Here is a 13845-nt window from a genome sequence, read left to right on the forward strand (position 1 = left end):
CAAGCGAATCCAGTTTATCAAGACGTTCATCAATATTTCCGGCAAGTTGCGATCCTAAAAGGATACTGTCAGTATCACCTTCAGCCAGAAACTCTCCATCTTTTAATTTCGTATGCAGAAGGGTAACTTCCTGTTCATATCGCGGATTAAAACCTATTATCTGACCAGATATCTGATTGTCGTGATAACTATATGTGGCACCTGCCGAATACCGTGGCGAGGTTCCGATTACACCGGAAATCTGATCAATCTTTTGTTTGACGTCCCCGGCAGAGGTGATATACAGGTTATTCTCCCGTGGTTCTATGACGAGATTTCCATAATTATAATCAATTGACTGACTATTAAAGTTGACAACAACGCCTGATATTATCGACGGGAGAAATACCAGGTTTACAAAGACAAGACCCATGATCGCAACAGTGAGCAGGAAGGTGAAACGGTTGCCTCGCTGTATGGAACGGATTGCAAGAAAAAATGCAACGGAAAGGTGGTGTCCGGACATGATCAGGATTGACGCTGCCGTCTCCAGTACAGATATCCTGCTCCAGCCAGGAGAATCAGCACAACAAATATGATCGCTTGAGATCCGTTTCGTTGCCCGACGAACACGTGGAGCGGTATTACCTCTTCATGAGTCCCGAAGTCATCTTTGTATCTGATCGTCAGGTGATAGGGGATATCTCCAGCCTCTGTCGCTTTCAGGGTGAATACTGCAGGTGCATCGTTATCAGGTCCGATCGTCCCGACAAATGCTTCTCTTGTTCCTTCGAACGGGATGTCCAGTATCGCCTGTACAGATTTTGCCTTGTCTGTTCCCGTATTCTCTATTCTGAATACCAGGCTGAACATATCACCGAGAAATACCTGTTCAGGATCAATGATCTGCTTTGCAATACCAAGTTCCCCGGTCCCTTGAATAAGTATTCCTACTTGCTCGTTCTGCACAAGTCTTGTTCCGTCTGCATTCAGGTATGATAGTTTGACCGGGATTTGCCTGATACCGATGGGGATGTCATTATCTGACTGGAAAGAGAGTGTGACGGCCTTCTTCTCCCCCGGTTTTAGCTCCCGGATGAACTGTCGTTCAGGACTTTGCGAGGAGAGCGAGGTATTTGGGGTTATTATTTCGACAATGATGTCATGGGCCGTCGCAAGCCCTTCGTTTTCCAGGTCCAGGGTAATATTAAAAGCACTTTTCGGGGTGATATTACCCGGGACTGAGCGTAATAAACGGATGGATGGCTGCTTGATGAGGGTGTGCCGGGTATTTACATTGACCGGAACCGGATATTTCACACTCTCCGCCCCTCTGACCCGAATCCAGACTTCCGGGAAGTAAAGCCCTTCCCGGGCAGGAGCCTGAACGAGGAACGTAAGAGTAATCGATTGCCCTGGTCCTATCTCCCCGATGTCCTGATACCAGCCTGAAAGGACGGTAAAGTCGGTGGTCTTGAGGATCGCAGACTCAATGAATGCATTAACCGGTACAGTCTTTGATTCTGCAATTTCATTTTGGGAACCACCAGTTTCCGTCGCCGTTTTCGACGCCTGCATTGCGGTATTTGCAACGGTCACCTCAATTGTTCCGATATCATTGGGAAGGATAACATCTGGTGATATTGTATATCCGGTGATGATGACTGTCGGTTCGGTGTAGGCTGCACAGGTACCGGGTATCAGGAGGAGGAAGAGGGTTATTGAAAGAATAAGAAAGAAGAGGTGTTTTTTCGGTATTCGAGGCATATATCTCATATCGGTGAGTATCTATTTAAATGTTGGCCGGTAAAACCTGACGAAGTCATATGATCCATCAGGTACGCAGCGAGGTGAGGGGCATTACCTGGTATTCATGTCCATTTCTCTGGATGAGAACCAGTTTTTAGCTTTTTACAATCCATATCTCACATGTGATGAGCAAAAAAATGGATTGTCATCGGCTTTCAGATATGACGAAAAAAAGATTACCAAAAACTAATTTTTTGAAAAAAATTATGAATTACTGACATTATTCCATTTGATGGTGAATTTTTTTGTTGTAACTGTATAATCTCCGGGAGAAAAGTTCTGATATCCTGTGATCCCTCGATTGTAATATTTCCTACGATTACAGAGGGCACAGATAGATGATCCCTGTTGTATTTTGTTTTATACTCATCAAATATAGTCCGGTTTTCAGTACTATTGTAGAGATCATAATCAATGAGCGTTATTTCCGGGTGCAGGGGCAGGTACTCATCAAGGAATTCCCAGGCCATGTGACAGGCACCGCAATGAGTATTCCAGAACAGGATGACCTGACCAGGTAAAAGGTCTCCCTGAAGGAGTGATGGATCTGACATGAGAACGTCGGATACCGCAGCTGGTTCTATCTCGCTTCCATTTATAGAAAAGACTGCCCCACACACAGGACTGACGGTATTAACCAGCAGGATGGTTCCGAGAATTGCAATACACAAACCACTGAAACATGAACTATTCGATCTCATAGGTGTTGCATAGTACCGGTGGTTTTTTTTTGATAAATGGTTTCAGGTTTATTTCTTCTCTCTCCTATGGTCAGAACAGAGCGATAGTGCCTTTCTTCCAAGGTCAGTCAGCTCATAGATGATCCAATTCCCTTGTGATGTTCCGTTAATCAGTCCCATCGAACTTAACTTTTTTAAGTGGTAGGAGAGCCGGGTATCAGATATCTGCAATATTTCCCTGATTATGCAGACACAGAGGGGCTGGACACTGAGCAGGGAGAGGATAGTGATCCTGAAGGGATCTGAGAGTGCCTTAAACATTGCAACATTTTTTTGGACTGATTCCTGAGGCATAATTTTATGTGAGAGCCCTTTCAGCCCTCCGATGTCAAGTAAGGGCTCAAGGACTTCCGGTGGTATCTTGGATGGAATATCAGAACCCATACACGCTGCTCCGCAATTGGAGGTATTCATGGTATATATGAGCGTCTTGATCGAATTCAATATTTCGGTCCCTCATGATATCAGGAGGGTTGGAATTTTTTTACCCAATACTGACGCAATTTATTATCTATTTTCCTTGGTTGTTGCAGACTAAGTCATCTTAAAGACCGTCCTGAGGATTTGCAAATTCTTTCAGGAGCTGTTGTTATTTGGCGCACGATCACATGCAGTATGAAATCATGGAATAATCTCCATCCAGATGATAGAGTTGCAATGAGAGATAAATCGTATAAAATTATTGGTTTTTCAAGATAATATTGCATATGTGATGCAATTTATGATATTCTGAATACCATATGGATTAGATACCTGAAGTAATTAGATTTTCAGAATTCACGGTAGATTCCGTATCTTAAACTAAAAAAATATAAAATAGCACGTTCTATTATCTGGTAAGTCACCATTGATGTATGAGTGCTATCCGGGATTTTGGGCCCGGTATGTTTATGAAAAATGAAACAACACTCTTATACGTCATTAGACTTGTGGGGGGATCATAATGGTCACAAAACCAGCATCCAAAAAGGCACCAGCTAAAGAATCAGTCGGCACAAAGACTGTATCAAAGACTCAGAATCTCAAAAATGTCTCTTCTGACGACCTTCAACGTCTTATAGATCAGCAGGCGGTTCAGATCCAGAAGATGGAGAAGATGATCAAGTCGCTGGATGCCGAAGTAAAAGCAATCAAGAAACAGGTACAGGTTGAAGAAGGAGGAAAACCTGCTTCAGGTGCGGCATCAAAGAGATCTGCCACGGCCAGAAAACCCGTCAAAACGTCTGCAGCAACTGCCAAAAAACCTGCAGCAAAGGCAGGATCAAAGTCAGTTCTTGAGGATATCGTTGAGATTCCACATGATATCGCAGATCGGATCAATGCCTTGACCCAGCAGAAAATTGTTACCCAGACACAGCTTGGAAAGGAGACTGACCTCTCTCAAAAGAAGATTCACGAGATTGCTGCACGGAAGGTCAAGGATCTCAATAAAGATATTATCGCAAGACTTACTGCAGTCATTAAAAAATACGAAGCAAAATAATTCTCCGAATTCCTCTTCAATGTTCGTTCCTTTTTTTACAATTATACGGGACGTTTCGTTCCTTTCTGAAAAATGCTTTGCCATGTAATTAAAATCTAATCGTCATTATCTGACTGCACTATGAAATCTCCTGTTTCAGGAGAGGGCGGGTCAAAAAAAATATTGCGTTACAGGTCAGCCTCAATCTTTTCTATCATCTTTCTGATATCAAGCCAGACGACGAGACCACTCTTATCTTTCTCCCCCACGCTTTTTGTCTTTTTTCGGATCACACCGATAATATCCCGGTGCGTATCTCTCGCTGATGTGTTCTCCTTGTCAATATCGTCCTGGCTGTATGTAGTGACTGAAAACACGTCATCAACCAGTATGCCGACAGGTTTACTTGAAATTGACCGGTCAAGGACAATAATTCTTGAGTTCTTTTTTCCCTTCGACTCGGCTGATATGTGCATCAGGTCCTTAAGATCGATAATGGTTGTGATAGATCCTCGTAGATCGATGATCCCCTTCAGATACGGAGGGGTATTTGGAAGCGGGGTTACTTCGGTCTGTGTAATCACCTCACGGGTATCAAAGAGATCAATTGCGAACATATCATTTCCAAGGATGAATTCAACAACCTGGATCGTCCCCGCCCGTTTTGCCCTGTTTCTGTGAGATGTCTCAGCAGGAGAAGTAATTATATTATCAACGGGTGATGATGATTGGATATACACGCTGTTCATATCATATCAGATCAAAGATACTAATACCCCCCGATGTGATCGTTTATGACGGTATATTCATCTCTCTCTTTCTCTGCTCCTCCCCATCTCCTCTTTGTAGATGATGATAGGATTGTCCTGAAGGCAAAAGGGAAGTACCTGCCAGCGGTCTTCTCGCATCATGCTGATATTGCTTGCTGCTTTTTTGAAGGTATTTCATTTATAATGGAAAGCCTGCAATGACAACCATTCTCTATATTGATGATGAACCGCTGGTTGCCGATGCATCAGTCCAGTTTTTAAAACACTCCGGGTTTGAGGTAGAAAAGGCCTTATCTGGCAAAGAAGCGCTTGAAAAGCTACGTGCCGGAAGATATGATGCTGTCATATCTGATTACCAGATGCCAGGTATGACCGGTATAGAGTTATTACGGATAATCCGATCGGAAATTGGAGATATCCCGTTCATTCTTTTTACCGGAAAGGGAAGAGAAGAAGTCGTCATAGAGGCGATAGAAGAAGGGGTTGATTTTTATGTGCAAAAAGGGGGGAGTCCTGGTCCCCTGTTTGCTGATCTGACTCATAAAATCAATCATGCAATTAAACAACGTGAGTCTGATCGACAATTACGTAAGAATGAGGAACGTCTTCGAAAAGCACAGGAGATCGGAAAGATAGGATCCTGGGAACATGTCATAGATTCAGAAAAAATATGGCTATCTGAGGAGGCCCTCCGGTTATATGGGATGAACGGACAGGCCCGTGAAGTTCCGGTTACCGATGTGTTTGACCTTATATGTGAGAGAGAACGGGTCAATAATGCCTATACCAATCTAATCGAACATGGTATAGAATATCATATCGAATACTCTATAATTCCTGCTGATAAATCCGCGCCCAGAATACTCCTTTCTATTGCTACCATCGAAGAGGGAGAACCCATGTCACGTGGTCGTATCGTGGGAATTATTCAGGACATAACCGAGAAGAAGAATTCAGAATGGCGACTTACCAAAAAGAATGCAGATCTCTTTGCTGCCCTTGAAAAGCTTACGGCCACCGAAGAACAGTTAACCAGGCAGTTGCATGAAGTACAGTCGGCTCATGAAAGGCTGGCAGAAAGTGAAGAACGATATCGGAAACTCTTTGAAAAAAATATTGTCGGGACAGCGGTTCATGAGATCATCTGTGATGAATCCGGCACACCGGTTAACTATCGCTTTCTTGATGTTAATCCTGCATTTGAGCAGATGACCGGACTATCTGCTCATGACGTTACCGGCAGGACTGTGCTTGATGTTCTTCCGGGCACAGAGCCATATTGGATTACGATATATGGGCATGTGGCTCTGACTGGCACACCTATCCATTTTGAGGAGTTCAGCCAGGAATTAGATAAATTTTTTGAGGTGTTTGCCTATGCCTCACAACCCGGTCAGTTTGTAACGCTCTTTCAGGACATCACCGATCGAAAGAGACGCGAATCATATCTGAACGAGTCTAATGTGTATCTTGAAAATCTGATCGCGTATGCAAATGTCCCCATTATCGTGTGGGATCCGGATTTTGTTATCTCCCGGGTGAATCACTCCTTTGAATTGCTTATGGGAAGAGATGCTGAGGAACTTGTTGGACAGCCGATACAGGTTCTTTTTCCACCCGATCAGGCAGAGTATGCCATGCGACTTATTCATACGACCCGGGAGGGGGTACGGTGGGAATCGGTTGAGATTCCTATTCTTCACACGGATGGAATGGTAAAAGCAGTGGTCTGGAATTCATCAACAATTTATACTCCGGATGGGAAGACACCGATTGCAATTATCGCCCAAGGAAGGGATGTCACCGTTGAAAAACTCCTGGAAAAAGAAAAGGAACGGGCAATGATAAAGATTCAGGAGAACATTGCTCAGCTTGCCATATTAAATGACGGGATACGAAATCCCCTGACCATCATTGCTTCATATGCTGATATGATTGATCCTGAAATTTCTGAAAAGATCAATGAACAGGTGATGCGTATTGACGCGATGGTAACTAATCTTGACAGAGAATGGATTCATTCGGAAAAAATACTAAATTATCTTCGAAAACAGGATAAAATTGTACCTGATTTATTTTCACAAATACACAGTGTTCCTGAGCAGGTATATCCTCCAGAGACCTTCTCCAAACCCTCACATCAGATCTCTCAATCTGTCAGTTCCGCTCATTCTCTCTATATTGAAGAGATACAGGCCCAGCTTTACACCATTCTTGACAGTATTGATGCTTTAGTATATGTCTCGGATATGGACACCTATGACATATTATATATGAATGAGCGGGGACGCCGACAATATGGAACTGTACATGGTCAAAAATGTTATGCCCATATCCATGGGCAGACCGGCGGCCCGTGTCCATTTTGTACGAATCATCTTCTCATGGGAAAAAAAGGTCCAACCGGGGTTTACCGCTGGGAGTATAAGGATGCACGGACCGGAAGATGGTATGACTGCCGGGACCGGGCGATCAGGTGGACAGATGGACGACTGGTCAGACTTGAGATTGCAACTGATATTACTGACCTGAAGAAGAGTGAGGAAGCTCTCAAACGATCAGAACAGCGTGTCAGAGCGGTTCTTGAGAGTATTCCGGAAGGCTTATTGTTGCGGATGTCAGGACAAAACGGTTTATCTTTGTAAATGAAGCAATGTGCCGGATGCTCGGCTCCTCCCGCAAAACGCTTATAGGACAGACTCCTGCCGAGATTCATCCAACATATGCCCTTCCCCTTATCATGTCTGATTTTGAGAAGATGCGATCCGGAGAGGTAATGTTCATTTCGAATATTCCCATGCAAAGAAAGGATGGGAGTATCTTCTATGCAGATGTGCATAGTTCACCCCTTGAACTAGATGGGCAACCAGCCCTCCTTGGAGTATTCCATGATTGTACTGATCGGATATTAGCGGACGAAGAGAATAAACTCCATCTCACACGCCTCCAATCCTTTTTGAGTCTTCTGGGCATGGTTGATTCATCTGAAAAGGAAATTATGAGCTATGCACTGGCACAGAGTCTTCAGATAACAAAAAGCCGGTATGCATTCATTGGCACACTTACTCCTGATGAATCAGAGATGATCATTCATGCATGGTCCGATAATGTGATGGAGCTATGCAAGATACAGGATAAACCGATGCGGTTTCCATTACATAATGCCGGCATATGGGGTAACTGTATCCGGATCCGGACTGCATCGATTATGAATGATTATTCGCTCCCCGATCCTGCAAAACACGGATATCCGGAGGGGCATGTTCAAATCACCCGTTTCCTTGGCGTTCCAATCTTTGATAATGATACAATTGTTGCTATTCTTGCGGTTGCCAATAAAGAGACTGAATACCAGGATGATGATGTTAATGCCCTGCAGACACTTGGTTCCATGATGTGGGAGATTATCAGGAGGAGACGTACTGAAGAGGATCTTTTACGACAACACGAGGCCCTTTTGTCAGCATATGAAGAGATTCGGGTTTCTGAAGAAGAACTTCGTCAAAACTATGATGAAATAGCTGCGAACCGCCAGGAGCTTATTGAACGTGAGAGACAACTTCAATTAAAACTTGACTCAATTCTGACTCCTGAGTATGATATTACCGAAGAAGAGTTTGGAAATATCATTGACAGCCATGAAATTCAACTTCTCATGGATGATTTTTATGCACTGACCCATATTGGTATTGCTATTCTTGATCTGAAAGGGAATATTCTGGTTGCAACCGGATGGCAGGATATTTGTACAAAATTTCACCGGGTCAATGAGGAGAGTGCAAAAAACTGCCGTGACAGCGATATATTTCTCACCACGAACGTAAAGCCTGGCCAGTATCTTGTCTATAAGTGTAAAAATAATATGTGGGACATGGTCACGCCTATTTTTCTTGGAGAAAAACACATGGGCAATCTTTTCCTCGGCCAGTTCTTTTTTGACGACGAAGTACCGGATCGGGAGGTATTTACTGCACAGGCCGAGCGGTTCGGATTTGATACGGACGAGTATCTGGCTGCCCTTGATCGTGTCCCCCGGTGGAGCAGGGAGACTGTAACTACTGTCATGGATTTTTATACTCGTTTCTCTTCCCTCATCTCACAGCTCAGTTACAGGAATGTCTCCCTTGCACGTGCCCTTCTTGATCAAAAAAGGATGGCTGCAGAACTCCGTGCAAGTAAGGATCGTCTGACAAATATTATTCAGAATACTCCAGCAGGGTATTTTCGGATTGATCGCGGTGGGAATTTTGTTGACGTGAATGATGCATGGCTGCATATGCATAAATATCATGACCGATCAGAAGTAATCGGCAAGCACTTTTCCATAACCCAGGTAGATGAAAATATTGTTCTGGCCCAGCGGAATGTTGAAAAGATGCTGTCAGGAGAGTCCGTCCCATTTGGAGAATTTACCCGCCGGTGTAAGGATGGGTCGATTGGTGTTCATATTTTTTCTGCCATACCTGTCAGAGAGGATGGAAAGATAGTCGGAATTGAAGGATTTCTAATAGATATCACTCATAAAAAACGTTCAGAAGAGGAACTTATCAGATCCGAGTCCGAGAAGCGAAGTATCATTCAGACTATACCAGACCTTATCTGGCTCAAGGACCCTGATGGAGTATTTTTAAGTTGCAATCGTGCTTTTGAAAGGCTTTATGGGGCCAAAGAGCAGGAGATTGTTGGAAAAACCGATTACGATTTTGTTGATAAAGAATTGGCTGACTTTTTCCGCGAGCATGACCAAAGAGCGATGGCCGCCGATCGGCCATGTGTCAATGAAGAATGGCTTACCTTTGCCGAGGATGGATACCATGGGTTATTTGAGACAATAAAAACACCCATGAAGGATCCGGAAGGCAGAATTATCGGAATACTTGGGATTGCACGTGACATCACAAACCGAAAACGAATAGAAGATGCCTTACGAGAGAGCGAAGAGCGGTTCCGTGGCCTGATGGATACGATAACAAGCGGAGTAGCAACCTATACCGTTCAGGGTGACGGATCAAAAGGAAAAGATTACATCATTAAAGATTTTAACCGGATGGCACTTGAGATCGAAGGAAAAACCCTTGAAGAGGTAGTCGGTAAGAGTCTTGCAGATTTACGACCAAATATTGATGAATACGGGCTGATACCGGTATTTCAGCAGGTCTGGAAGACCGGAATACCTGCGTACTATCCGCAGAAGATATACATTGATGATAAATACGCCAACTGGTATGAAAACCGGATCTTCAAGCTTGAAAGTGGCGAGATTGTAGCGGTTTATAATGACGTCACCGAGCAGAAGCGGGCAGAAGAAGCGTTGCAGGAGAGTCGGGATCTTTTGGATGCAACCCAGAAACTGACACGAATAGGTGGATGGGAGTGGCATGTCGGCAGACAGACGATGACCTGGACTATAGAGACGTACCGTATTCATGAGATAGATCCAGATGAGATCCCTCCCGGTTCTCCTGATCTCATAGCCCTCAGTCTCTCCTGTTATGATCCTGAAGACCGGCCTGTCATACGTGATGCATTTGAGTTGTGTGCAACAAAAGGAATCTCCTATGATATGATCTTTCCTTTTACAACCACAAAAGGAAAGAGGATATGGATTCGTACTGCAGCTGAAGCCATCGTTGCTGATGGAAAAGTGATACGGGTTATTGGCAATATCATGGATATAACGGATCAAAAACTGACAGAAGAAGCCCTCCATGAGAGTGAGGAAAAGTACCGGCTGATTGCTGATAATACTGCGGACCATATCTGGATCTCTGATATGAATCTGAAGCTGACCTACTCAAGCCCCTCTGTTCTGAAGATGAAAGGCTTTACTGCTCAGGAAACCTTAGAGCAGTCACTTGATGAGATGTTGACGCCAGCATCGGTTGAAATGGTACTGAAACTCTTTAAGAAAGAGATGATGGCAGAACTGAACGGGACTACCGATCCCAACCGGACCATTTATTTTATCACTGAAGAGTATTGCAAGGATGGATCTGTTATTTTTGTTGAAAATTCGGCAATACTGCTGCGTGATACTGATGGCAGACCCACAAGTATTCTTGGGATCTCACGGGATATTACCGAGCGGAAAAAGATGGAGGATGCCCTGAAACAATCAAACCAGAAACTTCGGCTTCTGACCAGTCTGACCCGTCATGATATCTTAAATCTTATCAATTCAATAAACGGATTTTTAGAACTCGCATCCATGTCATCAGATCTAAAAGAATCATGTTATTATATTTCCAAGTGTAGGGAGGCAGGAGACCGGATAGAGATGACTATTGGATTTACCCGTGAGTATGAGGACTTTGGTATCATATCTTCAGGATGGGTACAGGTAGTCCCGGTTATCCGGTCTGCATGGGGAGAAGTCAATCCAACAGAAATCAGATTTGAATCAGAGATATCTTCCTCTCTTGAGATATTTGCTGATCCCCTTATCAGAAAAGTCTTCTCAACCCTTATTGAGAATTCAGTACGGCATGGACAAAGAACCACATTCATCCGGTTTTCAGAGATGTTTACCGACAATGCATGCATCATTGTCTGTGAAGATGACGGAATCGGAATTTTGGAGAACGAAAAAGATCTCATCTTTGAGCATGGGTATGGAAAACATACCGGAATCGGTCTTTTTCTTTCACGGGAGATTCTGTCAATTACCGGCCTTTCAATCCATGAATGCGGGGAGAAAGGGAAAGGTGCCAGATTTGAGATAACGGTCCCGAAGGGGAAGTTCAGAATAAAAGCGGTGTAAGTGTTAGATTTTACTCAATCCGAAATAACCCGTGTCCTGTGACAATTTCAAACCGTGCCTCCTGTCTCATGTATAGTATGGCCGGTAATTGATAAGATCTCCGTGATCAGATAGAGGTCGAGGCCAGTACTCTCCAATCCCAAGGTTAAATATCTCTTCTATGACGTACACAGAAAGAGCAAATTGTTATTTTATCTAAATGTTTTTTCATTTAGTTACTGCAATCCAATTTCAAAATATTTAAGAAAAGGTACCGTTGCCTAGGTCCTAACTCATATATATATATATATATATATATATATAGATTTTTATTTCTGCGCATAATTCCAAGCCTTTTTATCCTATTTACAGGAAACGTAAACTACACAAAAAAAGTCGATATCTTTATTTTAGATAATGGTATTTCATGTAATAAGAAAAGGTGGAACAGAATGACGGCAAAGATACTCGTAACCGATGCAACCACATTGATGAATATTATTGATGCAACTCCGGCATCCATTCAGATAATCGGTCAGGATGGACGATATCTTGACTGCAATGCAGCAACGTATACCATGTTTCGTGCCCGTGATAGTGAGGATATTATCGGGAAACCTCCGTCAATTCTTTCACCAGAGAAACAGAGTGACGGGAGAGATTCAATGGAAGGAGCGGCATTTTATATCAAAAAGGCTCTTGGCGGTGAGGACGTCAGTTTTGAATGGGAGCATATGCGGCTTGATGGGACAGTTTTTCCCTGTAAGGTGACATTAAAACGCATTGACTACGTCGGAACCCCATGTCTGATGGCGACAATCGTTGATATCACTGAGGTTGTGGCACTCAGAAAGAGATCTGAATTCATAATCGCACATGCACCATCTCCAATTGTCGATGTGAATCCCGATCTCTCCATACAGTATGCAAACCCTGCGTTCGCCGCTTTGACCGATACCCCGTCTGAACAATTATGCAGGATGAAGATCTCCGATTTTGATGTCCGGAACCGGGTTGGCGGATCACTTACAGAAGCACTTGAAAAGAAAAGTACGGTGCATGGTGAACTTGATGCCCATGTAAAAAGCGGAGTCCGACATTTACAGTACTATTACACGCCGTTTTTTGATCAGGAAGGAAATCTGCTCTCAATTTTTGCGTATTATTTTGACAAAACCGCAGAAATATCAGCAGTCCGGGAGATTATACATCTAACGGAGCGATCTCAGGCAGGAGATCTGGATGCAAGAGTTGATCCTGCTCCGTACTCTGGAGAACTTAGAATTCTCATGGAAGGTATCAACGGAACCCTGGACGCCATCATCGGCCCATTGAATGTGGCGGCTGAGTATGTGGATCGGATAGCAAAAGGAGATCTCCCGCCCCGAATTACTGACCAATATAATGGAGATTTTAACGAGATCAAGAACAATCTGAATAATTGTATTGATAGTCTCAACCGGCTCCTGAAAGATACCACCCAGATGTATGAATATCATACAGCCGGGGATATGGATGCATCAATTGATCTTACTCCCTACCAGGGCTTTTACCGGGACATAACAGCCGGGTACAACAATGCAGTCAGCCTGCATGTCGGGAGTGTATTAAAGATCCTTACCATCCTTTCGTCTTACTCTGCCGGAGATTTTAATCCGGTGCTTGAACAATTGCCTGGTAAGCAGGCCCTTGCAAATGAAAAGCTCGATCAACTCAGGTCACATATTCTGGCTCTCATTGCCGATTGCAATCTCCTGATCAGAGCTGCGGTTGAGGGACGTCTGGAAGTACGCGCTGATGCAACAAAACATCAGGGCGATTACCGGAAGATCATTGAAGGAATTAATGCGATACTCGATGCGGTGGTCCGGCCCCTCCAGGATGCAGGTGCCGTACTGGACCGGATGGCAGTCAATGATCATACCCGGGGGATGGATGAATCCAAGTATCAGGGAGAGTATGTCAAGCTTGCATCAAGTATTAATGCTGTCCGGACCAGGGTGAATCACATTGCCGGTTCTATTGAGAAGATCAGTTATGGGGATCTCTCAGAGCTTGAAGAATATCGGAAAATTGGTAGAAGATCAGAGCAGGACAGGGTTGTTCCTGGTTTTATCAAAGCAATTGAGAGTCTTCAGGCCCTTTCCGCTGATATGAACATGCTGGTGGAGGCCGCATCAGCAGGAAATTATGCTGTCCGTGCAGATGTTTCGAGGCATGAAGGGGAGTATCGGAAGATTATCGAAGGAATTAACGCAACCGTCGGGACGATTGCAGATAAGGTAATCTGGTATGAATCGATTCTTGATGCCGTCCCCATGGCAATTACGGTCACTGACCTGAATT

General features: G+C 43.9%; 9 protein-coding genes and 1 pseudogene. 5 read left to right on the forward strand and 5 right to left on the reverse strand.

What is annotated here, in order from left to right; genetic code table 11:
• The 4 genes and pseudogenes from PLA23_RS00175 to PLA23_RS00190 all read right to left on the reverse strand — a co-directional run.
• A pseudogene (locus PLA23_RS00175) lies at window positions 1-505 on the reverse strand (ABC transporter permease); the annotation flags it as partial.
• 2 nt (window positions 506-507) lie between these two features.
• A complete protein-coding gene (locus PLA23_RS00180) occupies window positions 508-1746 on the reverse strand; it encodes a COG1361 S-layer family protein (RefSeq protein WP_324473491.1) in 1239 nt (412 codons plus the stop codon).
• A 218-nt stretch (window positions 1747-1964) separates the two neighbouring features.
• Window positions 1965-2489 carry a glutaredoxin family protein gene (locus tag PLA23_RS00185; RefSeq protein ID WP_324329327.1) on the reverse strand — a complete coding sequence of 175 codons (525 nt, stop codon included), beginning with the start codon at window positions 2487-2489 and terminating at the stop codon, window positions 1965-1967.
• A 48-nt stretch (window positions 2490-2537) separates the two neighbouring features.
• Entirely contained in the window at window positions 2538-2942 is a 405-nt protein-coding gene (locus tag PLA23_RS00190; RefSeq protein WP_324473492.1) for an ArsR/SmtB family transcription factor, read from the reverse strand.
• Between the two features lie 529 nt (window positions 2943-3471).
• On the opposite strand from PLA23_RS00190, the gene PLA23_RS00195 reads away from it, so the two are divergent.
• Complete coding sequence (locus tag PLA23_RS00195; protein WP_324473493.1) at window positions 3472-4011, forward strand: hypothetical protein; 540 nt, start codon at window positions 3472-3474, stop codon at window positions 4009-4011.
• 167 nt (window positions 4012-4178) lie between these two features.
• Here PLA23_RS00195 and PLA23_RS00200 read toward each other — a convergent pair whose 3' ends face one another.
• On the reverse strand, window positions 4179-4739 hold the full coding sequence (locus PLA23_RS00200; RefSeq protein WP_324473495.1) for a chemotaxis protein CheW: 561 nt from the start codon (window positions 4737-4739) through the stop codon (window positions 4179-4181).
• A gap of 45 nt (window positions 4740-4784) precedes the next feature.
• On the opposite strand from PLA23_RS00200, the gene PLA23_RS00205 reads away from it, so the two are divergent.
• From PLA23_RS00205 to PLA23_RS00220, 4 genes are all read left to right on the forward strand, one after another.
• Window positions 4785-4961, forward strand: coding sequence for a hypothetical protein (locus tag PLA23_RS00205; RefSeq protein ID WP_324329319.1), 177 nt, complete (start codon window positions 4785-4787; stop codon window positions 4959-4961).
• Entirely contained in the window at window positions 4958-7405 is a 2448-nt protein-coding gene (locus tag PLA23_RS00210; protein WP_324473496.1) for a PAS domain S-box protein, read from the forward strand. The genes PLA23_RS00205 and PLA23_RS00210 overlap by 4 nt, the downstream gene beginning before the upstream one ends.
• Window positions 7406-7422: 17 nt before the next feature.
• On the forward strand, window positions 7423-11520 hold the full coding sequence (locus PLA23_RS00215; RefSeq protein ID WP_324473498.1) for a PAS domain S-box protein: 4098 nt from the start codon (window positions 7423-7425) through the stop codon (window positions 11518-11520).
• Between the two features lie 431 nt (window positions 11521-11951).
• Window positions 11952-13845 (forward strand): PAS domain-containing protein (locus tag PLA23_RS00220; RefSeq protein ID WP_324473500.1); only part of this gene is annotated, 1894 nt, incomplete at its 3' end.

Origin of the sequence: Methanospirillum sp. (assembly GCF_035406105.1) — an archaeon.
Taxonomy (GTDB): Archaea; Halobacteriota; Methanomicrobia; order Methanomicrobiales; family Methanospirillaceae; genus Methanospirillum.